23 protein-coding genes are annotated in these 26,224 nt (G+C 61.0%); 12 read left to right on the forward strand and 11 right to left on the reverse strand.

What is annotated here, in order from left to right; genetic code table 11:
• Positions 1-16 precede the first annotated feature (16 nt).
• Positions 17-430, forward strand: a complete 414-nt coding sequence (arfB, locus tag ACXX81_RS03720; protein WP_458571225.1) for an alternative ribosome rescue aminoacyl-tRNA hydrolase ArfB — start codon at positions 17-19, stop codon at positions 428-430.
• Here the strand turns inward: arfB and ACXX81_RS03725 are convergent.
• The 4 genes from ACXX81_RS03725 to ACXX81_RS03740 form a co-directional block, all read right to left on the reverse strand.
• Positions 427-1,623 carry an MFS transporter gene (locus ACXX81_RS03725; protein ID WP_209984177.1) on the reverse strand — a complete coding sequence of 399 codons (1,197 nt, stop codon included), beginning with the start codon at positions 1,621-1,623 and terminating at the stop codon, positions 427-429. The genes arfB and ACXX81_RS03725 overlap by 4 nt on opposite strands.
• Positions 1,624-1,717: 94 nt before the next feature.
• Positions 1,718-1,903 carry a hypothetical protein gene (locus ACXX81_RS03730; RefSeq protein ID WP_458571226.1) on the reverse strand — a complete coding sequence of 62 codons (186 nt, stop codon included), beginning with the start codon at positions 1,901-1,903 and terminating at the stop codon, positions 1,718-1,720.
• 71 nt (positions 1,904-1,974) lie between these two features.
• On the reverse strand, positions 1,975-2,103 hold the full coding sequence (locus ACXX81_RS03735) for a hypothetical protein (RefSeq protein ID WP_269457977.1): 129 nt from the start codon (positions 2,101-2,103) through the stop codon (positions 1,975-1,977).
• 108 nt (positions 2,104-2,211) lie between these two features.
• Positions 2,212-2,523 (reverse strand): Mpo1-like protein, encoded by a 312-nt coding sequence (locus ACXX81_RS03740; RefSeq protein WP_209984171.1) that lies wholly within the window; start codon positions 2,521-2,523, stop codon positions 2,212-2,214.
• A 160-nt stretch (positions 2,524-2,683) separates the two neighbouring features.
• Between ACXX81_RS03740 and ACXX81_RS03745 the strand changes: the two genes are divergently transcribed.
• Positions 2,684-3,742 carry an AraC family transcriptional regulator gene (locus tag ACXX81_RS03745; protein ID WP_231422883.1) on the forward strand — a complete coding sequence of 353 codons (1,059 nt, stop codon included), beginning with the start codon at positions 2,684-2,686 and terminating at the stop codon, positions 3,740-3,742.
• Here ACXX81_RS03745 and ACXX81_RS03750 read toward each other — a convergent pair.
• A complete protein-coding gene (locus ACXX81_RS03750; RefSeq protein WP_209984165.1) occupies positions 3,699-5,153 on the reverse strand; it encodes a TrkH family potassium uptake protein in 1,455 nt (484 codons plus the stop codon). The genes ACXX81_RS03745 and ACXX81_RS03750 overlap by 44 nt on opposite strands.
• Positions 5,154-5,289: 136 nt before the next feature.
• Here ACXX81_RS03750 and ACXX81_RS03755 point away from each other — a divergent pair, with 136 nt between their 5' ends.
• The gene (locus tag ACXX81_RS03755; protein ID WP_458571227.1) at positions 5,290-9,438 is read left to right on the forward strand and encodes a dermonecrotic toxin domain-containing protein; all 4,149 of its coding nucleotides are present in this window, start codon (positions 5,290-5,292) and stop codon (positions 9,436-9,438) included.
• A gap of 80 nt (positions 9,439-9,518) precedes the next feature.
• Here ACXX81_RS03755 and ACXX81_RS03760 read toward each other — a convergent pair whose 3' ends face one another.
• The 6 genes from ACXX81_RS03760 to ACXX81_RS03785 form a co-directional block, all read right to left on the reverse strand.
• Positions 9,519-10,862, reverse strand: a complete 1,344-nt coding sequence (locus ACXX81_RS03760; protein WP_209984158.1) for an imelysin family protein — start codon at positions 10,860-10,862, stop codon at positions 9,519-9,521.
• Between the two features lie 127 nt (positions 10,863-10,989).
• Entirely contained in the window at positions 10,990-13,041 is a 2,052-nt protein-coding gene (locus ACXX81_RS03765; protein ID WP_322214350.1) for a putative bifunctional diguanylate cyclase/phosphodiesterase, read from the reverse strand.
• Positions 13,042-13,239: 198 nt separating this feature from the next.
• Entirely contained in the window at positions 13,240-13,419 is a 180-nt protein-coding gene (locus ACXX81_RS03770) for a hypothetical protein (RefSeq protein ID WP_209984153.1), read from the reverse strand.
• Between the two features lie 155 nt (positions 13,420-13,574).
• A complete protein-coding gene (locus ACXX81_RS03775) occupies positions 13,575-14,171 on the reverse strand; it encodes a superoxide dismutase (RefSeq protein WP_003237774.1) in 597 nt (198 codons plus the stop codon).
• 177 nt (positions 14,172-14,348) lie between these two features.
• Positions 14,349-14,951 carry a LysE/ArgO family amino acid transporter gene (locus ACXX81_RS03780; RefSeq protein WP_458571228.1) on the reverse strand — a complete coding sequence of 201 codons (603 nt, stop codon included), beginning with the start codon at positions 14,949-14,951 and terminating at the stop codon, positions 14,349-14,351.
• A gap of 5 nt (positions 14,952-14,956) precedes the next feature.
• The gene (locus ACXX81_RS03785; protein WP_458571229.1) at positions 14,957-15,358 is read right to left on the reverse strand and encodes an ACT domain-containing protein; all 402 of its coding nucleotides are present in this window, start codon (positions 15,356-15,358) and stop codon (positions 14,957-14,959) included.
• Positions 15,359-15,455: 97 nt separating this feature from the next.
• On the opposite strand from ACXX81_RS03785, the gene ACXX81_RS03790 reads away from it, so the two are divergent.
• The 9 genes from ACXX81_RS03790 to ACXX81_RS03830 all read left to right on the forward strand — a co-directional run bounded on the left by ACXX81_RS03790 (position 15,456) and on the right by ACXX81_RS03830 (position 26,206).
• Positions 15,456-16,352 carry a LysR family transcriptional regulator ArgP gene (locus ACXX81_RS03790; protein ID WP_458571230.1) on the forward strand — a complete coding sequence of 299 codons (897 nt, stop codon included), beginning with the start codon at positions 15,456-15,458 and terminating at the stop codon, positions 16,350-16,352.
• A gap of 49 nt (positions 16,353-16,401) precedes the next feature.
• The gene (locus ACXX81_RS03795) at positions 16,402-17,400 is read left to right on the forward strand and encodes an NAD-dependent epimerase/dehydratase family protein (protein WP_458571231.1); all 999 of its coding nucleotides are present in this window, start codon (positions 16,402-16,404) and stop codon (positions 17,398-17,400) included.
• Positions 17,401-17,523: 123 nt separating this feature from the next.
• On the forward strand, positions 17,524-18,357 hold the full coding sequence (locus ACXX81_RS03800; RefSeq protein ID WP_458571232.1) for an ATPase: 834 nt from the start codon (positions 17,524-17,526) through the stop codon (positions 18,355-18,357).
• A 764-nt stretch (positions 18,358-19,121) separates the two neighbouring features.
• On the forward strand, positions 19,122-20,381 hold the full coding sequence (locus ACXX81_RS03805) for a D-mannose isomerase (RefSeq protein ID WP_209984134.1): 1,260 nt from the start codon (positions 19,122-19,124) through the stop codon (positions 20,379-20,381).
• Positions 20,382-20,485: 104 nt separating this feature from the next.
• Positions 20,486-21,772, forward strand: a complete 1,287-nt coding sequence (locus ACXX81_RS03810; RefSeq protein WP_209984132.1) for an ABC transporter substrate-binding protein — start codon at positions 20,486-20,488, stop codon at positions 21,770-21,772.
• Positions 21,773-21,862: 90 nt separating this feature from the next.
• Positions 21,863-22,771 (forward strand): carbohydrate ABC transporter permease, encoded by a 909-nt coding sequence (locus tag ACXX81_RS03815; protein WP_209984129.1) that lies wholly within the window; start codon positions 21,863-21,865, stop codon positions 22,769-22,771.
• Positions 22,764-23,609, forward strand: a complete 846-nt coding sequence (locus ACXX81_RS03820) for a carbohydrate ABC transporter permease (RefSeq protein ID WP_057007126.1) — start codon at positions 22,764-22,766, stop codon at positions 23,607-23,609. The genes ACXX81_RS03815 and ACXX81_RS03820 overlap by 8 nt, the downstream gene beginning before the upstream one ends.
• Before the next feature lie 2 nt (positions 23,610-23,611).
• Positions 23,612-24,772: an ABC transporter ATP-binding protein gene (locus tag ACXX81_RS03825; protein WP_209984126.1), complete on the forward strand. Its 1,161-nt coding sequence runs from the start codon at positions 23,612-23,614 to the stop codon at positions 24,770-24,772.
• A gap of 87 nt (positions 24,773-24,859) precedes the next feature.
• Positions 24,860-26,206: a carbohydrate porin gene (locus tag ACXX81_RS03830; RefSeq protein WP_003237795.1), complete on the forward strand. Its 1,347-nt coding sequence runs from the start codon at positions 24,860-24,862 to the stop codon at positions 26,204-26,206.
• The last annotated feature ends 18 nt before the right edge of the window (positions 26,207-26,224 follow it).

Consider the following 26,224-nt stretch of genomic DNA (forward strand, 5'->3'; position numbering starts at 1 on the left):
TGGAGTCGGGCTTGTCATGCTGGTGATTTCCAACACCGTCCACATCGCCGACGCCGAGATCGAGCTGACTGCCATTCGCGCCCAGGGCGCGGGTGGGCAGAACGTCAACAAGGTGTCGAGTGCGGTGCACCTGCGCTTTGATATTCCAGGGTCGTCGTTGCCGGAGTTCTACAAGGAGCGCCTGCTGGCGCTGCGCGACAGTCGGATTACCAGTGACGGCGTGCTGGTGCTCAAGGCCCAGCAATACCGGACCCAGGAACAGAACCGTGCCGATGCGCTGGAGCGTCTCGTGGAGTTGATCCAGAGCGCCACCAAGGTCGAGAAGAAGCGCCGGCCCACCAAGCCCACACTGGGTTCGAAAAAGCGTCGGCTGGAGTCCAAGACCAAGCGTGGCAGCATCAAGGCCGGGCGCGGCAAGGTCGATTTCTAGGCGTTGCGCGCTTCGCGGGCCTTGGGTGCCTGGCGGTAAAGGTACAGGCACAGCAGCATGCCACCCAGGGCGGCTAGCGCGGCGAACAGGAAGATCGAGGCAAAACCGAAGCCTGCCGCCACGGCTCCTGCCAGCGGGCCGGTAATGCCCAGCGACAAGTCGATAAACAGCGAGTAGGCCCCCACCGCAGCGCCACGGCTGGAGGCTGGCACCAGGTTCACCGCTTCCACGCCCAGCGCCGGAAACACCAGGGAAAACCCGAAGCCGCTCAACGCCGCGCCGGCCAGTGCCAGGTGTGCGTCCGGCGCCAGCCATAACAGCAGCAGGCCGAGAATTTCCACCGACAGGCACGCAATCGCCACGCGAAAACCGCCGATGCGGTTGATCAGGTTGCCGAATAACAGCCGCGCGCCGATAAAGCTGGCACCGAACAGGCTCAGGGCCCACACCGCGTTATCCCAATGCTGGGTGGTGTAGTACAAGGTGATAAAGGTGGCGATGGTGCCAAAGCCGATCGAGCCCAGCGCCAGTGCGCAGCCGTGGGGAAACACCCGGCCCAGTACATTCATGAACGGCAGGCGCACACCGGCCACAATCGGCACCGCTTCCTTGCGCCAGCCCAGCGCCACGCCCATCACCCCCAGCAAAATGATGCTGACGCCCATGCTCCACAGCCCGAGCTGGCTGACCAGCACTACACCCAACGGCGCGCCGATGGCCAATGCGCCATAGCTGGCGATGCCGTTCCACGAGATGACTTTGGCGGTGTTGGCAGCACCCACGCGGCCGATGCCCCAGCCGATGGCGCCCGAGCCGACCAGGCTCTCGGCGCTGCCCAGCACCAGCCGGCCGATGAACAGGCTGGCCAGGCTGAGCGCCGGAAAGCTCGCAAGCCATGCCGCAAGCAGCATGAACACACCGCTCAGGCCACAACCGGTCATGCCGATCAGCACCGCGCGCTTGCAGCCCAGGGTGTCGATCATGCGCCCGGCATAAGGGCGGCTCAGCAGGGTGGCCAGGTATTGCACACTGATCACCAGCCCGGCGATGACCGCGCCATAGCCCAGCTCGCTGTGGACATAGCCCGGCAGTACGGCCAGGGGGATGCCGATGTTCAGGTAGCCGATAAAGGTGAACAGCACGATGGAAACAACTTGCAGCGTGACCGCCATGGGGCGCTGGGTATCTGGCATGGGAGAGAGTCCACTGTCGCAGCAGGTAAAGATAGGCTGCTAATGATACCGATGCTTCAGCCTGCGCAGGGCGGCGAAAGGAAAAAATCCGCAATCAGGGCTGGGCAGGGGCGAGCAGTTGCGTGGTGACCAGGGCGGCGAGGGCGTTTTCCTGGGTGCCGAAACGCTTGAGCAATAGCGCTTGCTTGTCTTCGCTGAGGCGGTTCCACACTTCGACTATCTGCAAGGCAGTGTCGAGTACGGCGGCGTCGGGGGGAGTAGTGGGGGATTGATCGGTCATGGCGGGTATCTCATGGTTCAGGCAGTGTGGAAAGCGCTCACATTGCGCTTTCCACACGGTCTGGTACGGCGTCAGTCCTGGCTTTCGCTGGCCACTGGTTGTGCTTGTTTGGCTTCAGGCTGCTTCTCGCTGGCCTGTTGCGGGGTTGGCTGCTCAGTTTCGTGCAGGCTTGGGAAGGGGAGATTAGGTATCTCGTGCATCGTCGTCGCTCCTTGCAAAGTCTGTTTGTTCAATCGCAGGTGATTGCGCGCGCTCAAAAAGCCTTGGCAGGATACAGCACTGTAAATGACAAACAGACTATTAAATCGCTAGAAGGGCACCTTGCCCAGAATCATGTCGCGGTACATCACAAAGTCACCCAGCAAGCTGTAGAACGGATGCTGGAAGGTTGCCGGACGGTTCTTTTCAAAGAAAAAGTGGCCAATCCAGGCAAAGCTGTAGCCGGCAATCGGCAAGGCGATCAACAGCGCCAATGAGCCTCTGCCGATGGCATACGCCAGAATCCCGATCACCAGCGTGGTGCCGATAAAGTGCAGGCGGCGGCAGGTGCTATTGCCATGTTCACTCAGGTAATACGGGTAAAACTCAGCAAAGCTGTTGAATTTCCTGACGTTTTCCAAGATTGGCGGCCCGTTGATTGTTGTGCCGCCGAACAGATGTTCGGCGGGGAGCTTAATTGAGTCTAGAGTGATCAGTGGCAACAGCCAGTGACAATAGATGCCACTTTAGTATCCTTGGCTTCCCGGCTGCCGTTCAAGCCAGCCTAATTAAGAAGACGCCATGAGCGAACGAACAACTTCTGCAAGCTGGGCGATGGGGATAGTCAAGGCACTGGAAATGGACGGCCTGGACTGCCGTAGCCTGTTCAGGCAACTGGGTCTGGACTATGCCGCGCTGAGCGACCCCGACGCGCGTTTCCCGCAGGATTCGATGACGCGACTGTGGCAGCGTGCGGTGGAGCTGTCGGGCAATCCGGCGATTGGCCTGAACATGGGCAAGGTGGTGCGCCCGGCGTCGTTTCATGTGGTCGGGTATGCGCTGATGTCCAGCAACACCCTGGCCGAAGGCTTCATGCGCCTGGTGCGTTACCAGCGCATCATTGCCGAAAGCGCCGACTTGAGTTTCAGACTCTTGCCCGAAGGCTATGCGCTGATTCTGACCGTGCATGGCGACCACCTCCCTCCCACCCGGCAAAGCGCCGAAGCGTCACTGGCCAGTGCGTTGGCGCTGTGCGGCTGGTTGACCGGGCGCACCCTGCAACCGCGCAAGGTGCTGCTGCAGGGCGCTCAGCCGGCGGATCTTGCGCCCTACAGGCAAGCGTTCCACGCCCCGCTGGAATTCGATGCGGCCTATGACGCGCTGATCTTTGAGCGCGCCGACATGGACGCGCCGCTGCCCACGGCCAACGAAGCCATGGCGCTGCTGCACGACCGCTTTGCCGGTGAGTACCTGGCGCGGTTCTCCGAAAGCCGCGTGACCCACAAGGCGCGTCAGGTGCTGTGTCGCCTGCTGCCCCAGGGCGAACCCAAGCGTGAAGTGGTGGCCCAGACCCTGCACCTGTCACAGCGCACCTTGCAGCGGCGTCTGCAGGAGGAGGGCACCAGTTTCCAGGCGCTGCTCGACGACACTCGCCGCGAACTGGCCGAGCAGTACCTGGCGCAGCCGAGCATGACCCTGCTGGAGATCGCCTACCTGCTGGGCTTTGCCGACCCGAGCAACTTCTTCCGCGCGTTTCGCCGCTGGTTCGATGCCACCCCCGGCGAGTACCGGGCGCGGCTGCTGCAGGCGTCGACGGTCAGTGACGCCAGAACGCCGGAATGCATAGAACAAACACCGTAATGATTTCCAGCCGGCCCAGCAGCATCCCCAGCGACAGGATCCACTTGGCCGCATCCGGCAGGCTGGAAAAGTTGCCGGCCGGCCCGATGGTTTCGCCAAGGCCCGGGCCTACACCGGACACGGTACTGGCGGCGCCGGTCAGCGCGGTCATCCAGTCCAGGCCCAGCAACGACAAGGCCAGGGCGATGGCGCAGATGGTGATGGCGAAGAAAAACGAGAAGGTCAGGATCGACCGCACGATCTCTTCGTCGAGGCGGTGGCCGTTGTACTTTTGTTTAATCACCGCGCGCGGGTGAATCAACTGGTTCAAGTTGGCCTTGAGCAGGATATAGGCGACCTGGAAGCGGAAAATCTTGATCCCGCCGGCGGTCGAGCCCGAGCAGCCACCGATAAAGCCCAGGTAGAAAAACAGCATCAGTGAGAAGTTGCCCCACAGGCTGTAGTCGCCCAGGGCAAAGCCCGTGGTGGTCACCACTGAGGTGACGTTCAACGCCACATGGCGCAGCGCCTCCAGCCAATGCAGGTTGGTGGTCCACCAGTACCAGGTGCCGAGCACCAGCCAGGTTACCACCAGCAAACCGAGCAGGCCCTGTACCTGCTGATCCTTGATCAGTGCCCGGCGGTTACCGCGCAAAGTGGCCACATACAGGGTGAACGGCAAGCTGCCGAGGATCATCACTACCACCGCCACCCAGTGCACGGCCGGTTGTTTCCAGTGCGCAAGGGACTCGTCGGAGGTGGAAAAGCCACCGGTGGAAATCGCCGACATCGCGTGGTTGATCGCATCGAACAAACCCATCCCTGCCCACCAGAACGCCAGGCTGCCGAGGATGGTAATGCCCACATACGCCGCCACGATCAGACGCGCCACCATGTGCGAGCGCGGCATGACCTTTTCCGAGCGGTCCGAGGACTCGGTCTGGAACAGGCGCATGCCACCAATGCGCAACAGCGGCAGAATCGCCACCGCCATGCCGATAAAGCCGATCCCGCCGAGCCAGTGCAGCAGCGAGCGCCACATCAGGATGCCCGGCGACATGCTGTCCAGCCCGCTCAATACCGTGGAGCCAGTGGCGGTGATGCCGGACATGCTTTCGAAAAACGAGTCGGTGTAGCTGATGTGCTGGGTCAGCAGAAACGGCAGCGCAGCGAATATGCACACCACCACCCAGCTTGTCACCGTAAGAAGGTACATGTCCCGGGGGCGCAGGTGCACATGCTCGGGGCGGCCCGGAATCACCAGGGCCAGGCCGGCGATAAAGGTGATCAGGCTGGCCCACAGGAACGAGGGCAGGTCGCCGGTGCGGTCGAAGATCACCAGGGTGGCCATGGGCACGACCATGGCGATCGCGAGGGTGATCAGGAAGATGCCGATGATGAAACCGATGATGCGTAGTGTCGGCAACGCCATGAAGTCTGCTCGGATGGTCGCGGGAGGCGCCATTCTACCTGGGGTGCAGGGCATGTAAACCGACACATGTATAAAGCACGGGTGGCTGTGCGCGTGTTCAGCATGAAGGCTTCTTAAGTGTTTCGAGAGATCGTCCATGCCGTATGAAGCCCTAACCGACACGCCGTTTATACGGCGCTTGAATGCCAATGACAGCCCGTCGCAAATGGCGCTGGTAAAACAGCTGTCCTCGCTCAACGCTCGGATCATGCAGGACCTGGCCCCTCAACCCCGCTTCGAAGACTTTGTACAGCATCGCTTCGAACAGCATTTCAATCTCACCCCTGCTGCGCAGGTGCACAGTGTGTTTGTGCAAAGCCAGGCACCCCGGCCGGAATCGCCAACATCCGAGCCAACCACACTGGAAGAAACACTGGACCTCAAAGCTCCCCTGCCCACGGTGCTGGACGCCGTGGTACAGCGCATCGTGACGGGCCAGGCATCGACCCATGCCAGCGGTGATCCCGCGTTTTTGCGCGCGTCCGAGGACGGTGGCGAACCGCAGCCCATCCCCGAGTTGACCGGCAAGGCCTTCGATGAATTCGTCGACAACCTGGCTGCGAGCCTGGCTTCCCACTACACAACCTTCATGCAGCGCTATTGGGACGAGCAGCGCGCGACCGATGCGCGCAGCCGCCGGCAGCGAGTCGTTGACAGCCGAATCGAGCAACTGCGCAACGAAGTGGCCCTGCTGAAAAATGACGGCTTGCTCACCACGGCGGGCGAGGCATTGTTCGAGACGGTGGCACGCCTTCCCGATGCGCTGGCGCGCCGCGCGCTCAAGGCCTATAAACCGTGCGTGTATGGTTTGGCGCTCAAGGGCAAGGATGCCGTTAATCCGGCGCTCCACGGCGCGTTTATCCTGACCGCCCGCGACCCGCGGGATGCCGAGGTCGGCTGGGAAACAGACACGTCGGCGCCGCCGCAGGTGCGTCCTGTCGACCCTTCCAGCAACCTTGGCCTTGTCCTGTTGTGCAGCCCGGGCAACGGACTGGAAGCGTTCGATTCCCTGGCCAGTCTTGATCGCGAACTGCACCAACGCCTGAACCATCCTGTGCAATTCACTCAGCTGTCGGCCTTGATGACTCAAGAACACCAGCCCCATGCTCTGGCGCTGCACCACGAGGCGAAAACGAGCGGTCAATTTGAGTACGTCGAGTGGCTTGACTCGCCCTTCAGTCATTCACTTGAAGATCAATGCCTCAAGCTTCATGAAGACTTCGCCACGGCCGTGGCCCGCTACCAGACGCACACTGCGCAGACCGAGAGCGCACGGTTGGCCGAGAGCCTGGATCGCGTCACTGATCTTGTGCGCGCTCTGGATACGGAACGGGTGCTGGTGGCCCGCATTCAAAAGCGTGCGCAGGCTCAGCTCAACATTTTTCTTGACGGGGCGACCGACGCCGACAAGCAAGCCTGGCGAACGGCGATGCTGTCTTATTGCGATGGACTCAAAGGCCTGCCTGAGTCCGAGGGGCTGCCGTCGCTCGCCCAATTCAGTGACAAAACTGTCATGCGCGCCTACAGCAGGGCGCAGCTGAGCGCGTTGATTGAAGCGCAATGGGGTGTGCAGGCGGATCCGGATGAGATTCAGGTCCACACGCGCGCGCCTGAGGTGCCGCTGGCCCCATTCGTACCAGGCGCGCCCGCGCCTGCACCGAGGGAGTCAGGTGCGCCGCTTTATACGTATCGCCAACGCAGTCTCAGCGAACTGGCGCTTGAAAATGTTGGTGGCCTGGATTTCAACTTCACCCACTTTTCCCATCTGACCGACAAAAAAAAGCAGGCCTACACCGCCCTGAGCGTCGATCAGGTCAAGGACCTGGTGCGCACGGCCAATATTGGTAACCGCTATGACGTCTTTTTAAAGGATCGGCTGATCACCTCGCCCGAGGCCATTGCCCGCAAAAGCCATTTCGCCCGATACCTGGCGTTGCAGGTACGGATGGATGCCATCGAGGCAAAAATCGCCGGAGATTTTCTTCCGGATCATGCCGATCGCGGCTTCAACTGGGTGCAGGTGGTGCTGGATGAGCCTGTAGACAGCGACCGGCGCCAGACCGTCGAAGCCCATCGAATCATGGTGCAAAGTTTGATGCTGCGTGGCGCGCGGGTACGTGGCGTGTGGTTGTTTCGCACGACGTCCTCGGCGGTCGCCTCCACCGTCGTTTACACGCCGCAAGCGCCAGGCGGACGGATGTTTCATGAGTATCACGACGAACGATTGTTGAAGGACTTCGTCTTCAGCAGCTCCTGGCGTGATTATCTGGTGAGCCGCGTGGAGCTGGCACAGCGCCCAAGGATCCGCGGCATCCTGCGCGGACGCGGCTCCGCGACGATGGTGCATATGCCCAGGATTGCCGACAATCTGTTCGAGGAGGCCTACGAGGCGCAGGCCAGCTTCGCGATCAATGATGCCGCTGCGCAATCGACTACCACCGGCGAAACCGACCTGTCCACCGCGATATCGGTGGGCACGGCAGCGTTCGATCTCATTACTCTGGTGTTACCGATCAAAATAATGGTGCCCATCGGCCTGGCTCGAAGCCTTTTCTCGGTGTTCAGGGCGGTGGACGCCGCCACGCTGGGAGACCGTGCCGAGTCGGCCCATCACCTGGTGCGTGCGCTGGGCGAGTTTACCGGCGCCTTGATCGACGGCGCTGTGGCCGGGTTGACCGGCGCGCGCGCCTCCGTACCTGGGGAGAGTGGGTTGAACCCGCTGATGGCCCTGAAGAAAAATCCTGCCGATGTACAGGCACTTGACGGCTGGGAAGGCAAGGGCATCTATTACAAGGCGGTTGGCACCGAGGGTAACCGCCAGTATTTTCTCAATGAGCACAACCGCTGGTTTTCGATCCTCGACGAGGGCGGCGAAAAGGCCTGGCGCCTCAGGGATGTGCGTAAACCTCACCGTTATCACCATGACCCGATCCGCCAGGGCGCCAATGGCCGCTGGGAAGTGGGTTCGCATCCCGGCCGAGGATTGCGTGGAGGCCTTTCACCGATTGAGGCGTTAAGGACGCTCTACCCGAACCTCTCCGAGAGTCAGGCTCGTCTTGTGTTCGAGTCGTTCAATTTCCCGCGCGGGCGTGAACTGGAGCTTCAATTGAGCGTGGTTCACCACCTTGGGGCGGGCACTTTACATGACACCTTCTATCAATATCTGAGAGTGACGCCCCAGCGATTTTCGCTGCGTGTGCGTGGCGGCGAAATCCCAGGGCTGCCGCTCACGTCCATTGAGCCTGTACCAGGCCCCAGCCAGGTCCGGCGAGCCAGGCCGGCGTATGAACGAATTGCCGATTGGGGACGGTTCATAGACGCTGACGAAATGCTGTTAAAAGATGCCGACTACGGGGTCTATCAGCGGGTGGGCGGGGATCCGGCGCTCAGGGGCACCGAATACCTCAAAATCGACGAACGCTACTTTCCCATCCTGCCTGACGGCGTAGCCAGGCCGGCGCAGGCCGCCACTGTTCTTATGCACGATCCCGACATTGCGATTCGCACGTATGACCAATTTGAAACGATGCTCAGGACGGATCCCAACAGCCAGCCACGTGCAGCGACCTTCGCGAGGGCAGACGGTCGCTGGATCAACGATATTGCCCTGCCGTTCCAGAAAACCCTTGCCGCCTATGTAAGCGATGCCTGGCCCATGCTGTCCGTTTCCAGCCAGGCTGACGTGGCCCGCAGCCTGTTCAACAACGTCAACAGGCATAACCTTAGCTTTCTAGGGGTTGCGACCCTGCAGAGAGTCCTTAGGCATTGGCGTCGGGAGCGCACGCTGATTGAGGCAAAGCTGGCTGACCCGCTGCTTATGCTGCCCGTGACCCCGCGTTCGGTGAGCGGCGATTGGTCATTGCATCGTCAGCCAGGGCGGTACACACAACTCACCTTTCGTACGGATCAGGTTCGCGGCCTGCTCCAGGATGCGGTTACCCATGGCAGTCAGGAAGCGCTCAAGGCATTGATGGCCGACGTGCTTGCCCGCAACCGTTATCAGCTCATACCCAGCTACGATCAGGTGGGTGAGCTGCTGTTCAAGAACCCGGCGCATGAAACGGTGTATTGGATGCAGGTGCGCAGCGCGTTTGGCCATGCAGTGGGCAGCCGTGCGAGCCAGGCGGCGCCGAGAGCTTCGCTGATGACTGCGCAGGCCCGCAGCGCTCCGTTGGTGCCGCTGATCGGCGGCATTCAGTTGAGCTTCGAGGGACGCGCCCCGCTCATCTACGTGATTCGGATCTGACACAACAGGCCCGCACGCAAAAAAAATGCCCCGAACCAGTCGGGGCATTTTCAGTGTGGTGCAACCATCACGCGTCTTGTTTAGAACTCGTGATCAGCACTGTCCGGGTTCAGGTCGCTGATACCCAGCTTGCCGGCAGCGGCTTCGATCGAGCCGGTCTGCTTGACCAGCGCCGCAATGGCGTCACGTACGATCTGGTTGCCCGCATCGTTACCGGCGGCGATCAACTGGTCGTAGTGCTCGCCTTTGCCGGCGTGGTCAACCATGACTTGGATCTTGGCTTCGGTTGCGGCCAGGTCGGCCTTCAGTGCAGTGTCGGCAGCCGGGTCAGCCTTGGCCACCAGGGATGACAGGCTCGGACCGGTCATCTGGGTGCCGTCGACACGGGTGTATTCGCCCAGGTAGACATTGCGGATGCCCTTGGCGTCGTAGAAGTGCGAGTTGTGGGTGTTGTCGCTGAAGCAATCCTGTTCGTCTTCCGGCGAGTTGGCCTCCAGGGACACCTTCATGCGCTCACCGGCCAACTCGCCCAACGACAGACTGCCCATGCCGAACAGCATTTTGCGCAGGCCGTCGGTGGCAGGTTCGCTCTCCAGGGTGGCGCGGTAGTTGTCTTCGACGTTGGGCTTCCAGTTGCCGACCATTTCTTCGAGGTCGCTGACCAGCAGTTGGGTCACCGAACGCAGGTAGGTGCGACGGCGCTCGTTGTGGCCGCCGGTGGCACCGTCGCCGGTCAGGTAGTCCGACGCCGGGCGGTTGCCAGCGCCTGGGCCGGTGCCGTTGAGGTCCTGGCCCCACAGCAGGAATTCGATGGCGTGGTAGCCGGTGGCGACGTTGGCTTCCGAACCGCCCAGCTCATTGAGGCTGGCGAGCTTTTCCGGGGTGATGTCTTTGACGTCGACCTTGTCTTCGCCGACCTGGATTTCGTTGTTGGCGATGATGTTGGCGGTGGCGCCCGGGTTGCCCAGGGCGTGCTCGTAGGATTTGTCGGTGTAGTCGATCAGGCCTTCGTCCAGGGGCCAGGCGTTCACCTGGCCTTCCCAGTCGTCGATGATGGTGTTGCCGAAGCGGAACACTTCACTCTGCAGGTACGGCACGCGGGCGGCGACCCAGGCGGTGCGCGCGGCTTTCAGGGTTTGCTCGTTCGGATTGGCAAGGAACGTGTCGACGGCGGTCTGCAGGGTTTTTGCCGTGGACTCGGCATCGCTGTATACCGCAAACACCATGTCAGCGTAATGCGCGACCACAGCCTTGGCGGCCGCTTCGTCGACGTTGCCTGCCGCTGTGGCAGCCGCTGGAGCGGTGGTGCTGGCAGCCGGGGTCGGCGCCTGGGGTGCTGCGGCCTTGTCTTTACCTTCGCCGCAACCGGCAAGAGAAATGGCAATAGCCAGCAGACTGGCGGTGGCCAGGGGCATACGAATCATGGCGAACATCCTGCTTCGAGTGTTGATAGGGCACGCGGGGGCGCGCAAAAACTGCGACATAATGCGAAAGATTTGCATTTTGTGTAAAGGGTTATACGAGGGAAACATCAAGTATCGATTTCTTAACCTAAGGAATCACCACCCGATTGCGCTCCAATTGCTTCAGGTAAGCCGCCAGTTCCCGCGCCGGCAGTGGTTTGCTGTAGTGATAACCCTGACCTTCGTGGCAACCCTCGGCGATGATGTAGGCCTCTTGCTCGGCAGTTTCCACACCCTCGGCGATCACCTGCATGCCCAGGCTTTTGCCCAGTTGGATAATGGCGCGCACGATGGTGGCATCGTCATCGTCGTCCAGCAGGTCCTGAACGAAACTCTTGTCGATCTTGATCTTGTCCAGCGGCAGGCTCTTGAGGTAACTCAGGGATGAGTAGCCGGTGCCGAAGTCGTCGATGGCAATCAGCGCGCCGGAGCGGCGCAGGCTCAGCAGGTGCTGGGCGGCGGTGCTGATGTCTTCCATCAGGCCGGTCTCGGTGACTTCCAGTTCCAGGCTGCCGGGCGGCAAGCGATAGACCTGCATCAGGTTGTTGACCACGCGCGGCAATTCGCTGTGGTGCAGCTGCACAGTGGACAGATTGACCGCCATGCGCAGCTCGGTGAGACCTGCGTCATGCCATTCGCGCAATTGCCGACAGGCCTGGTCCAGCACCCACTCGCCGATCGGAATAATGGTGCCGTTCTGCTCCGCCAGCGGGATAAACAAATCGGGCGGTACCAGGCCGTGCTCCGGATGCTGCCAGCGGATCAACGCTTCCACACCGACCACGCGGTGGTCGCGGTAGCTGATCTGCGGCTGGTACACCAGGTAAAACTGCTCGCGGCCCAGGGCGTCGCGCAGGTCTTTCTCCAGCTCGCGGCGGCGGCGCATTTCACTGTCGACACTGGCGATATAGAACTGGTAACGGTTGCGCGAGCGGGTCTTGGCCAGCGTCATGGTCTGTTCGGCTCTTTGCAGCAGCTTCTCGGTGCTGTCGCCGTCTTCCGGGAACAGCGTGATGCCGATGGTGGCACGCAGGCGGATGTGATCGTGTTCGAGGGCGAACTCTGCTTCGAGGTCATCGAGAATGCTTTGCGCCAGTTCGGCGGCTTCATAAGGCTGCTCGATGTCAGCCTGCACCAGCGCAAACTGGTCACCGCCCAGGCGCGCGAGGGTGCCGAGCCGTCCGCTGTGGGCGCGCAGGCGGTCGGCCAGGGCCAGCAGTAATCGGTCACCGGCCTGGTAGGTGTACTGTTCGTTTACACTTTTGAAGTCGTCCAGCCCTACGCAAAGCACGGCCACGCAGCGTTGTCGGCGGCCGGCGTCAATCAGGATCCTGTCCAGTTGCTCCTGCAGCTTCTGGCGGTTGGGCAGGCCCGTTAGAAAGTCGTATTGGGCCATGCGCAGCAGGCTGCTTTCGGCTTCGTGGCGCAAATGGGTGTTGCGTTCGATGGATTCGAGCAACTGGTTGGCGGTATTGATCCACAGCCCCAGCTCGTTACGTTCATGGCCCTTGAGCTGAGGGATCTTGTGTTCGCTGGGCCGGTCGGGATTGATCGATGTCAGGTGTTCGATGATCCGCGACAGCGGCCGGGTCAGCATCCAGTGATACACCAGGTACAGCACCAGCCCCATGGCCAGCGCACGCAGCACGCCGGAAATAAAGATGATCACCGAGCTGACCAGAAAACCCTCGCCATAGGTGGCGGTGTCGAGGGTGATGCTCAGGTCTCCGTAATACTCGCTGTAAGGGCCTTTGCCGACCAGTGACGTGGTGAATGAGCGTTCCTGACCCAGAATCAGGTCGGTCAACCAGCGGCTGGCGGATTGCTCCAGTGGGCGGCTTTTTTCCGCGAGCATGGTCTCGTTGGGGTGGCCGATGGAGGCCGTGCGCACCGCTTCGTCCTGAAACAGTCCTTCGATCACCTGCATACCCATTTCGCGGTCCAGGCTGTAGACGGCCTGGGTGGACGGGTCGCGAAACATGTCGAGGATGCGCTGGGCATCGCCGGCGACGGCCTGGCGCGTCTTGTAGGCATCGAAAACGATCTGCGCCACGCTCAGCGTCACGCCCACGATCAACGCCGACAGCAGCACAACCCGTAGCAACTTCACCGACAAGCTGTTTTTGAGTTCCAGCTTCAAAGGGGCATTCCTTGTCTCATGCGGGTGGCCTTCAATATGCCATGAGTATTGGCAATCCACGCATGGCAGTCAAAGGAACATTCGGACGGGGCAACCGGAAGAGGCTGAAGGAGGGGAGGCAGGGAAGAGGGCGGATGACATCCGCCGCTCTCTGATACGGCGCTTGGGCGTGAGACCCGTGCGCGCAGGTCAGCTTTATTACGAGTTGTACGTAATCTGCATGGAGTTGGCTTTGTGTGTGTCTTCGCCGATTTTGCCCTGCTCCTGATCTTGACCTTGCTGTTGCTGATCCATCATCTTGCTCATCATGTCCATGCCTTTTTCCAGCATCGGCATGATCGCTGACATAGCCGACATACCCATCGATATAGGATCCATTACGAACTCTCCTGCATGAAATGAGAGAGTTATTTCTCTCATTGTCTGCGTGGCAAATTGTTGCCGCTGAGTTCCATGCATCCCGCATCCTGCTCAGTATTGTCGCCCACAAAAAAGCCCGGCAATTGCCGGGCTCTTTATCCTGCAAGCGTTACTCAGGCAGTGAAGGTCTTGCCTTCGAACTGCTCGGCCACGAACTTCCAGTTGACCAGGTTCCAGAACGCTTCCACGTACTTTGGACGCACGTTGCGGTAGTCGATGTAGTAGGCGTGTTCCCACACGTCGCAGGTCAGCAGCGGGGTGTCGCCGCTGGTCAGCGGGTTGCCGGCGCCAATGGTGCTGGCCAGGGCCAGGGAACCGTCAGCCTTTTTCACCAGCCAGCCCCAACCGGAACCGAAGGTGCCGACGGACGTCTTGGTGAACTCTTCCTTGAATTTGTCGAAGGAACCGAAGGCTGCGTTGATGGCTTCAGCCAGTGCGCCGGTCGGTTGGCCGCCGGCGTTTGGCGCCAGGCAGTTCCAGTAGAACGTGTGGTTCCAGACCTGAGCGGCGTTGTTGAAGATGCCGCCCGAAGAAGAGGTGACGATTTCTTCCAGGGTCTTGCCTTCGAACTCGGTGCCAGGCACCAGGTTGTTCAGGTTCACGACATAGGTGTTGTGGTGCTTGTCGTGGTGGTACTCCAGGGTTTCCTTGGAGATATGCGGCTGCAGGGCATCGTGTGCGTAGGGCAGCGGCGGCAATTCGAAAGCCATGATGATTCTCCTAATCAGGTCAGTTGCGGTGAGCGCAAGGCCGATCACGGGCGGCCAAACAAGCGCCGGGGAGTTTGTACTCTTTGCGGCGCAGGGGCAGGATCATAGCACCGGGGGTGCGGCAAAACCACGCAACAACTGTGTGGGATAGAGGTTCCAGAGCCTTTCGAAATAACTTCAGGGCATGCTTATTAATGAGTAGGCCACGCTGAACATCATCACGGCCACCAAGAGGTCCAACAGCCGCCAGGTTGCCGGGCGCGCCAGCCACGGCGCCAGCCACGCGGCGCCGAGCGCCAGGGTGGCGAACCACAGTAATGAAGCGCTCGCGGCCCCGGCCACGAACGCCGCGGGTGCCGCCTGTTGCGCGCCCAGTGAGCCGATCAGCAGCACCGTATCGAGGTAGACGTGGGGGTTGAGCAACGTCACCGCCAACGCGCTGAGCATCACCGCGCGCAGTGAGCGCGCGTTGAAGCCTGCGTCCTGGTCCAGGCTCTGTTTCGAAAACGCGCGACGCAAGGCGAGGGCGCCGTACCACAACAGGAACGCCGCGCCGCCCCAGCGTGCAATCGCCAGCAGCAGCGGGTTCTGCGCCAGCACCGTGGCCAGGCCGAACACCCCGGCTGCGACCAGGAGCGCGTCGCACACGATGCACAGCGCCGCTACCGGCAGGTGATGTTCACGGCGCAGGCTTTGCGCCAGCACGAAAGCGTTCTGCGTGCCGATGGCCATGATCAGGCCGAGGGCGATCAACAGCCCGTTCACATAACTTTGCCACATAGGGTTTACTCCGCGTCCGCCGCCAACTGCCGCAGCACCTTCAAGGCGCGTTGCGCATCGGCGCGGCCGACGAACAGGTGGTCGTGGTAATAACCGGCGATCACATTGCAACTGATCCCGGCCTGGCCCAAGGCGCCGGCGAAGGCGGCGGTCAACCCCACCGCTTCGAGTGCCGAGTGCACGTTCAGGGTGATCCACGCGGCCACATAGTCGAAGGCCAGCCCGGCCTGTTCGGCTTGCTGACGCTCCACGATCAGGGTCAAGCCTTGCTGTTCGCGAAAGCTGCCGATTACCTCGCAACCGGCAGGAATGCGGTTATCGGGGAGGGTGCAGAACACGTAGTCGCCGTCATTCAGATGAGGGCTCATGCTGCGCAGCAGGGTCGCCAGGGTGGTTTCGCCAGCCATGTGAAGGTCCTTGTTAAAGAGAGGCAATGCTGGCTATTTTCATCGGATGGGCTGTATAAGAAAAACCAATATTGCTGATCGCTCATTAGAGAAACTGATGTTCGACTATAAATTGCTGTCCGCCCTCGCAGCGGTGGTGGAGCAGGCCGGCTTCGAGCGTGCCGCGCAGGTACTGGGGCTGTCGCAGTCGGCCATTTCCCAGCGCATCAAGCTGCTCGAAGCGCGTGTCGGCCAGCCGGTGCTGGTGCGGGCCACGCCGCCTACGCCCACCGAGATTGGTCGACGGCTGCTCAACCATGTGCAGCAGGTGCGGCTGCTGGAGCGCGACCTGCAGGGCCAGGTGCCCGCCCTGGACGAGGAGGGCATGCCCGAGCGCCTGCGTATCGCGCTGAATGCCGACAGCCTGGCCACCTGGTGGGCCGAGGCTGTCAGCGACTTTTGCGCCGAGCAGCATCTGTTGCTCGACCTGGTGGTGGAAGACCAGACCGTCGGTCTCAAACGCATGCGCGCCGGTGAAGTGGCGGCCTGCATCTGCGCGAGTGAACGCCCGGTGGCCGGTGCGCGCAGCCTGTTGCTCGGTGCCATGCGCTACCGCGCGCTGGCCAGCCCGGCCTTTATCGCGCGGCACTTTCCCGCCGGGGTAAAGGCCGAGGAACTGGTGCGCACACCGGCACTGGTGTTTGGTCCGGATGATTTCCTGCAACACCGTTACCTGGCTTCCCTCGGCGTGGATGGCGGTTTTGAGCACCATTTATGCCCATCCTCTGAAGGGTTTATCCGTCTCACCGAAGCCGGCCTGGGCTGGGGCCTGGTGCCGGAACTGCAGGTGCGCGACTCGTTGCAGCGTGGCCTGTTGGTCGAGTTGTTGCCCGATAAGCCCATTGATGTGCCCTTGTACTGGCATCATTGGCGCAGCGGCGGGCAACTGTTGGGCCTGTTGACCGAGCATCTGGCCCGGTCATGCGGGCAATGGCTGGTGCCGTTGGAGGGATGACGGGCGTCAAGGTAGCAGCGATGAAAAACGAAAGAACACGGAGTAATACATGAAGATTCTGGTCACCGGCGCAAGCGGCTTCATCGGCGGTCGCTTTGCGCGCTTCGCCCTGGAGCAGGGCCTGGACGTGCGGGTCAACGGGCGGCGCGCCGAAAGCGTGGAGCACCTCGTACGGCGCGGCGCCGAGTTTATCCAGGGTGATCTGAGTGATGCCGAACTGGTGCGCCATCTGTGCCGGGACGTCGAAGCGGTGGTGCATTGCGCCGGCGCCGTCGGGTTGTGGGGCAAGTACCAGGACTTTCATCAAGGCAATGTGCTGGTGACCGAAAATGTCGTCGAAGCCTGCCTCAAGCAGCGGGTCGGGCGCCTGGTCCACCTGTCTTCGCCATCGATCTACTTTGACGGGCGCGACCACCTGGGCCTGACCGAAGAGCAGGTGCCCAAGCGCTTCAAGCATCCGTACGCCGCCACCAAGTACCTGGCCGAGCAAAAAGTCTTCGGCGCCCAGGAATTCGGGCTCCAGGTGCTGGCCCTGCGTCCGCGATTCGTCACCGGCGCGGGCGACATGAGCATCTTCCCGCGTTTGCTGAAGATGCAGCGCAAGAACCGCCTGGCGATCGTCGGCGATGGCCTGAACAAGGTCGACTTCACCAGTATCCACAACCTCAATGAAGCCTTGCTCAGCGGTTTGCTTGCCACCGGTTCCGCGCTGGGCAAGGCCTACAACATCAGCAACGGCACGCCGGTGCCGGTATGGGATGTGGTCAACTACGTGATGCGCCAGATGGAAATGCCCCAGGTGACCCGTTATCGGTCCTACGGTTTGTCCTACAGCGTGGCGGCGCTCAACGAAGCTTTCTGCGCGATGTGGCCCGGGCGCCCGGAGCCTGCGTTGTCGCGCCTGGGCATGCAGGTAATGAACAAAGATTTCACGTTGGACATCAGTCGGGCGAGGCATTATCTCGACTATGAGCCCAAGGTCAGTCTGTGGGCCGCCCTCGACGAGTTCTGCAGTTGGTGGAAGGCCCAGGATCCGGGGCTTAAATAAGCTCACAACCAGCAACACATCGGGAACCGAATTTACGGTTCCGGGTCGATCAGTGCGGCGGGCGCGCGGTTTATACTCGCGTCGCTCGGCTTGCCAGCCATCTCACCGATTCAGGGTTGATTCATGCGTAACGATGCCAACGACGATTTCGACAATGTTCCCAGCCTGCGGGCCGATACCGGGGACGATGATGATTTCGTGCCGACGCCCGCCACGTCCGTACGCTCGCGGCCCGCGCCCGTGGTCAAGGTCAGGAGCGCCAGCACCGGGCCGTTGTGGGCGCTGGTCGGCGCGCTGCTGATCGCGTTTGCCGGCCTTGCCTGGTGGAGTTTCCAGCAGATCTCCCTGATGGGCCAGCAGTTGGTTGCCACCCAGGAAAGTTTCGCGCGCATCAGCGAGGAAGCGGCGGGGCGCCTGCAGGATATTTCCGGCAAGGTGGTGGCCAGTGAAGCCAACGTCAACACCGGCAGCGAAGCGCTCAAACAGCAGATCAAGCAGTTGGAAACCCAACTGCTGGAGCAGGGCAAGCAACAGGTCGGCGTGGCCGGCCAGGCTACCGAGCTGGACAAGCGCCTGGCGCAGATGACTGCCAGCACCACTGAGCTGGCCAGCGCCAATGCCGCATTGCAGGGCCAGGTGCAGGCGCTGACGGATGCCGTGGCGACGCTCAAGGTGGCGCAGGGGGATGCCGGCAAGCGCGATGCCGAGCTCCGGGAGCTGGCGGCTGATGTAGCTGCGTTGAAAAAGCAGGGCAACCCGACGGCCGCCATTGCCCGCCTTGAGCAGGACATGGTTGTGCTCAAAAGTGCGCAGGAAAACCAGCCCGCCAACGTCGATGCGCCGACCAACAAAGAGTTCGACGTATTCCGTATCCAGACCACGCGCAATATCACCACCCTGCAGAGCCAGGTGCAGACCCTGAGTCAGCAGCTCAACGCGCCGCGAGGCGGTCAGTGACCTGATGCGGGTCAGCGGTGAGAGGCTCCGCCAGACGCTATCGCCCAGCGAGCTGGAGCCTCTGTGGTGAGCGGGCCTGTTGTGGCAAGCGGGCTTGCCCTAATGCCGTTCAGTTAAACGCAGATTCCCTGTGGCGAGCAGGCTTGTCCTGCGTTGGGCTGCGCAGCAGCCCCAAAGCCAGGCGCTGAGCCGTATCAGATACACCGCGTTTTGCTCGATTGGGGGCGCTTCGCACCCCAACGCGGGGCAAGCCCGCTCGCCACAATAAGCCCACACATTTTCCTTAACTGAACGGCATTAGGGCTTGCCCCGCGTTGGGCTGCGTAGCAGCCCCCAAATCAAAAAAACGTGATGTACATATCCGTTTCTGCGGTAACGACGACTTGGGGTTCCGCTCTTACAGCGAGTCACTTTTTGAAGAGCGCAAAAAGTAACCAAAAACGCTTCGCCCCAATACTCGGCACCTCGCCCAGGTTCGGCCAGCGTGTTTGACGGGGCGCCTCAGATCAAGATCAAGAGCGCGGCGGCTTGAGAGCCGACCAAGTGGCACCGACGCTCTCACATGAATGGGCTTGCCTGAAACTTCAGGCTTAAAATCAAAAAATTATTTGTGGTTGATCAGCGCAGGCTTGCTCCCTCCCTGGATTGCGGTCGAATTCAAGAATGTCACCAGCCTGTGACATTTACCTTCCGCTTCGTTACTTGCCCCTTTTGCGCCCTTGTTTAGACTCCGGTCATCCCACAAAAAATAATAAGGGCCACCCATGACCACGCAACCACTGCCTGCCAGCAGTTGGCTGAACGCTCCTGCCCATCACGCCTGGCTTGCCGCCGAAGGCCAGCGCCTGCTGTCATTCGCCAAGGCCTCACGCCTGCCTGACGGTTTTGGCAACCTCGACGACAAAGGTCAACTGCCGGCCGACGCTCGCGCTGAAACCATGAACACTGCCCGCATGACCCACAGCTTCGCCATGGCCCATGCCATGGGGTTACCCGGCTATGCCGAACGGGTGGCACACGGTGTCGCAGCCTTGAGCGGCCCGTTGCGCGACGGCGAGCACGGTGGCTGGTTCGCCGCGGCCAATGCCTGCGATGGCAATACCGGCAAGGCCGCCTACCTGCATGCGTTCGTTGCCCTGGCGGCCAGCTCGGCCACGGTGGTCGGTGCACCCGGCGCGCAGAACCTGCTCAACGATGCGATCCACATCATCGATCAGTTCTTCTGGAGCGAAGAGGAGGGCGTGATGCTCGAGTCCTTCGCCCGAGACTGGAGCGGCGTTGAGGCTTATCGGGGCGCCAACAGCAACATGCACGCCACCGAAGCCTTCCTCGCCCTGGCCGATGTCACCGGCGACACCCGCTGGCTGGACCGCGCGTTGCGTATCGTCGAACGGCTGATCCACACCTTTGCGGCCGGCAAGCAGTTCATGGTGATCGAGCATTTTGACGCGCACTGGAAACCGCTGCCTGCGTATAACGAAGACAACCCCGCCGACGGCTTTCGTCCATACGGCATCACGCCTGGCCATGGGTTCGAGTGGGCACGGCTGCTGTTGCACCTCGAGGCCGCGCGCCTGCAAGCCGGGTTGGCCACGCCTGACTGGCTGCTGAGCGACGCCAAAGGCCTGTTCGCCAGCGCCTGCGAATACGCCTGGGCCGTGGATGGGGCGCCGGGCATTGTCTACACGCTGGACTGGAACCATCGCCCGGTGGTGCGCGAGCGCCTGCACTGGACCCATGCCGAAGCCAGCGCCGCTGCCCAGGCCTTGCTCAAGCGTACCGGTGAGCTGCATTACGAAATTTGGTATAGACGCCTCTGGGAGTTCTGCGAAACTCAGTTCATCGACCGCGTCCACGGCAGCTGGCACCACGAACTCAGCCCGCATAACCAGCCCGGCAGCAGGATCTGGGGCGGTAAACCGGACCTGTACCATGCCTGGCAGGCGGTGGTGCTGCCTGCACTGCCGTTGTGGCCGAGCATGACGACCGCTCTGGGCGCCGGGCGCTATGTCACCAAGTGGTGACATTTGTGCATCCCTTTGTTACCTGCACTTGAAAAATCCATGTTTAAACTCCGTGCAGCGCAAGCTCTAGACTTGCATGCATAACAACAAGAAAAGGTATTGTGATGAACGCGATTAATCGCCTCGCTCTAGCTGTTTCCGTTGCCTCTTTGTTTCCCCTCAGTGTATTTGCCGCAGACTCCAAAGGTACGGTTGAAGTCGTGCATTGGTGGACCTCGGGCGGTGAAAAGGCGGCTGTGGATGTCTTGAAGGCCCAAGTCGAGAAAGACGGCTTCACCTGGAAAGACGGTGCCGTCGCAGGTGGCGGCGGCGCCACTGCCATGACCGTGCTGAAAAGCCGCGCGGTGGCCGGCAACCCACCAGGCGTTGCCCAGATCAAAGGTCCCGACATTCAGGAATGGGCGTCCACTGGCTTGCTCGACACCGACGTCCTCAAGGACGTGGCCAAGGAAGAGAAGTGGGATTCCCTGCTCGACAAAAAAGTCTCCGATACCGTGAAGTACGACGGTGACTACGTGGCCGTTCCGGTGAACATTCACCGCGTGAACTGGCTGTGGATCAACCCGGAAGTCTTCAAGAAAGCCGGCATCACCAAAAACCCGACCACCCTCGAAGAATTCTACGCAGCCGGCGACAAGCTCAAAGCTGCGGGCTTCATTCCGCTCGCCCATGGTGGCCAGCCTTGGCAGGACAGCACCGTATTCGAAGCCGTGGTCCTGTCGGTGATGGGCCCGGAGGGCTATAAAAAGGCTCTGGTTGACCTCGATAACGCGGCGCTGACCGGTCCGGAAATGATCAAGTCGCTCACCGAGTTGAAGAAAGTCGCGACCTATATGGACGTCGACGGCAAAGGCCAGGACTGGAACCTCGAAGCAGGCAAGGTCATCAACGGCAAGGCCGGCATGCAGATCATGGGTGACTGGGCCAAGTCCGAATGGACCGCCGCCAAGAAAGTCGCCGGCAAGGACTATGAGTGCGTAGCCTTCCCGGGCACCGACAAGGCCTTCACCTACAACATCGACTCCCTGGCCGTGTTCAAGCAGAAAGACAAAGGCACTGCGGCCGGTCAGCAGGACATCGCCAAAGTCGTGCTGGGTGAAAACTTCCAGAAAGTGTTCAGCATCAACAAGGGTTCAATCCCTGTGCGCACCGACATGCTCACTCAAATGGACAAGCTGGGCTTCGACGCCTGTGCCCAGACCGCTGCCAAGGACTTCCTGGCAGACGCCAAGTCCGGCGGCCTGCAGCCAAGCATGGCGCACAACATGGCCACCACCCTGGCGGTGCAAGGTGCGTTTTTTGACGTCGTGACCAACTACATCAACGACCCGAAAGCCGACCCGGCCGACACGGCCAAGAAGCTTGGTGCTGCGATCAAGTCGGCCAAGTAACGCTTAGCTGCTGGTCCTTGTGAGGGGAAACCCCCTGACCCCTCACAAGGCTTGTTTGTGTAGTCCCTTTTTCCTGTACTGGATTTTCCCATGAGTTCTGTTGCTGTGTTCAGCAAGGCCTCGCCGTTCGATGCACTGCAGCGCTGGCTACCCAAACTGGTGCTGGCGCCGAGCATGTTCATCGTTCTGGTGGGCTTCTATGGCTACATCCTGTGGACGTTTGTACTGTCGTTCACGACCTCTACGTTCCTGCCCAACTACAAGTGGGCGGGGCTTGCGCAGTACGAACGGTTGTTCGACAACGATCGCTGGTGGGTCGCAAGCAAGAACCTGGCGCTGTTTGGCGGCATGTTCATCGGTATCACCCTGGTAATCGGCGTGACCCTGGCGATCTTCCTCGACCAGAAAATCCGCCGCGAAGGGTTCATCCGCACTATTTATCTGTACCCGATGGCGCTCTCGATGATCGTCACCGGTACCGCCTGGAAATGGCTGCTCAACCCCGGCATGGGCCTGGACAAACTGCTGCGTGACTGGGGCTGGGAAGGCTTCCGTCTGGACTGGCTGATCGACCCGGACCGCGTCGTCTATTGCCTGGTGATCGCCGCCGTATGGCAAGCCTCGGGCTTTATCATGGCGATGTTCCTCGCCGGGCTGCGGGGTGTCGACCAATCGATCGTGCGCGCCGCGCAGATCGACGGCGCCAGCCTGCCGCGCATCTACTGGAGCGTGGTGCTGCCCAGCCTGCGTCCGGTGTTTTTCAGTGCCGTGATGATCCTCGCGCACATCGCGATCAAGAGCTTCGACCTGGTCGCGGCCATGACCGCCGGTGGCCCGGGCTATTCGTCCGACCTGCCCGCGATGTTCATGTATTCGTTCACCTTCAGCCGTGGCCAGATGGGCATGGGCTCGGCCAGTGCGATCCTGATGCTCGGTGCGATCCTCGCGATCATCGTGCCTTACCTCTACTCCGAGCTGAGGACCAAGCGTAATGACTAGTCTCGCTAACAAACCGGCGATCAGCCTGAGCCGCATCGCGATCTACGCGGTGCTGATCCTCGCCGTATTGCTGTACCTGGTGCCGCTGGTGGTGATGCTGCTGACCAGCTTCAAGACCCCGGAAGACATCAGCACCGGCAACCTGCTGAGCTGGCCCACCGTGGTCACCGGCATCGGCTGGGTCAAGGCCTGGGCCACGGTGGATGGCTACTTCTGGAACTCACTGAAAATCACGGTTCCGGCCGTTCTGATCTCCACGGCGATTGGTGCATTGAACGGCTATGTGCTGTCGTTCTGGCGTTTTCGGGGTTCGCAGCTGTTCTTCGGCTTGCTGCTGTTCGGCTGCTTCCTGCCGTTCCAGACTGTGCTGCTGCCGGCCTCGTTCACCCTCGGCAAGATGGGCCTGGCCAGCACCACCACGGGCCTGGTGTTCGTGCATGTGGTCTACGGCCTGGCGTTCACCACGCTGTTCTTCCGTAACTACTACGTGAGCATTCCGGACGCGCTGATCAAGGCGGCCCGCCTGGACGGTGCAGGGTTCTTCACCATCTTCCGTCAGATCATTCTGCCGATGTCGACGCCGATCATCATGGTCTGCCTGATCTGGCAGTTCACCCAGATCTGGAACGACTTCCTGTTCGGCGTGGTGTTCTCCAGCGGCGACTCCCAGCCCATCACGGTGGCGCTGAACAACCTGGTCAACACCAGCACCGGGGCCAAGGAATATAACGTGGATATGGCGGCGGCGATGATCGCCGGGCTGCCGACCCTGCTGGTCTATGTGATCGCAGGCAAGTATTTCGTGCGCGGCCTCACGGCCGGCGCGGTCAAGGGGTAATCATGGCTACGCTTGAACTTCGCAATGTAAACAAGACCTATGGCGCCGGCCTGCCCGACACCTTGAAGAACATCGAACTGTCGATCAAGGAAGGTGAATTCCTGATTCTGGTCGGCCCTTCCGGGTGCGGTAAGTCGACCCTGATGAACTGCATCGCCGGCCTGGAGACCATTACTGGCGGCGCGATCATGATCGGTGATCAGGACGTCAGCGGCATGAGCCCCAAGGACCGTGACATCGCCATGGTGTTTCAGTCCTACGCGCTGTACCCGACCATGAGTGTGCGCGAGAACATCGAGTTCGGCCTCAAGATCCGCAAGATGCCTCAGGCCGATATCGACGCCGAAGTGGCGCGCGTGGCCAAGCTGCTGCAGATCGAACACCTGCTCAACCGCAAGCCGGGCCAGCTCTCCGGCGGCCAGCAACAACGTGTGGCCATGGGCCGTGCGTTGGCGCGTCGGCCGAAGATCTACCTGTTCGATGAACCGCTGTCCAACCTTGATGCCAAGCTGCGCGTCGAGATGCGCACCGAAATGAAGCTGATGCACCAGCGCCTGAAAACCACCACCGTCTACGTCACCCACGACCAGATCGAAGCGATGACCCTGGGCGACAAGGTGGCGGTGATGAAGGACGGCATCATTCAGCAGTTCGGCACGCCCAAAGAGATCTACAACAACCCGGCCAACCAGTTCGTGGCGAGTTTCATCGGTTCGCCGCCGATGAACTTCGTGCCGCTGCGCCTGCAGCGCAAGGACGGTCGTCTGGTGGCGCTGCTCGACAGCGGCCAGGCCCGTTGCGAGCTGGCGCTGAACATGAGCGATGCCGGCCTTGAAGACCGCGACGTAATCCTGGGCCTGCGCCCGGAGCAGATCATGCTGGCGGCGGGCGAGGGCAACAGCGCTTCGAGCATTCGCGCCGAAGTCCAGGTGACCGAGCCGACCGGCCCGGACACTCTGGTATTCGTGCAGCTCAATGACACCAAGGTCTGCTGCCGCCTGGCACCGGACGTGGCACCGCAGGTGGGCGAGACCCTGACCCTGCAGTTCGATCCGGCCAAGGTATTGCTGTTCGATGCCAAAACCGGCGAGCGCCTGGGCACGTCAGCTGCATTGCCTTCATCGGGACAAGCCGATAATGTGGCCCAGTTCAAAAGCCGTTGAATCAGTTAACTGGTTGTTTTAGCTGAAAAAAATGTAAACCGCGTTAGATAAAAACAGTTTAATAACAATAAAGACGAGGATGTAGGGATGAAAAAGCAACACAACAACACTCGACTGCTCTGCCAACTGTCCGCAGCAGCAGCCCTGGTATTGTCCGCCAATGCGATGGCGGCCGATGCATTCAGTGCCGATTCCAAGTGGATGACCGGCGATTGGGGTGGCGAGCGTACCAAGCTGATCGAGCAAGGTATCGACATCAAGGCCGACTACGTGGGCGAGATGGGCTACAACGCCCACGGCGGCTTTAACGATGACAAGACCGGTCGCTACTCCGACCAGTTCGGTCTGGGCGTGGCACTGGACCTGCAAAAGCTGTGGGGCTGGGATAACACCCAGGCCAAGATCCAGCTGACCAACCGTAATGGCCAGAACATCTCCAACGACCGCATTGGCGACCCGCGTGCCGGCACGCTGAGTTCGTCCATGGAAGTCTACGGCCGTGGCCACATGGTGCGTCTGACCCAGTTCTGGATCCAGCACCAGATGTTCGACAACAAGCTGGACGTGAAACTCGGTTACTTCGGCGAAGGCGAAGATTTCAACACCTTCCCGTGCGACTTCCAGAACCTGTCGTTCTGCGGCTCGCAAGTGGGTAACTACGTGAACACCTGGTACAACTGGCCAGTCAGCCAGGCGGCCATCCGCGTGAAGTACAACATCACGCCTGAGCTGTATGCGCAGATCGGCGCCTACAACCAGAACCCGTCGCAGCTGGAGCACGGCAACGGCTTCAAACTCAGCGGCAGCGGCACCAAGGGCACCGTGATTCCGGTGGAATTGGTCTGGTCGCCGAAGGTCAACAACCTGCCGGGCGAATACCGTGTGGGCTACTACAAGAGCGCGGCCGATGCAGCCGACGTTCGTGAAGACGTGAACGGCAACGACGCGGGCACCACCGGCGCGGCCTTCCGTACCCACAGCAGCAAAAAGGGCTACTGGTTCGTTGCGCAACAGCAACTCACCACCCACAACGGCGACGCCTCCCGTGGTCTGAACATCGCGGCCAACGCCACGTTCCACGACAAGGAAACCAACTTGGTCGACAACTATCAGTCGATCATGCTGGTGTACAAGGGCCCATTCGATGCGCGTCCAAAAGACGACATCGGTATTGGCGCTGCGCGTCTGCACGTCAACGACGATGTGCGCAAGAACGCTGAACTGGTCAACGCCTCCAATGGTTTCACCGACTACGACCAGGCAGGCTTCGCGCCACTGCGTTCTACCGAGTACAACTACGAAATCAACTACGGCTTCCACGTTACCAACTGGCTGACCGTGCGTCCCAACCTGCAATACGTCACCCACCCAGGTGGCGTGGATAAAGTCGACAACGCGGTAGTCGCCGGCCTGAAAATTCAGTCGGTGTTCTAACCCTGCTGCGATAAGCTC

It is taken from the genome of Pseudomonas sp. GNP013 (assembly GCF_054343995.1).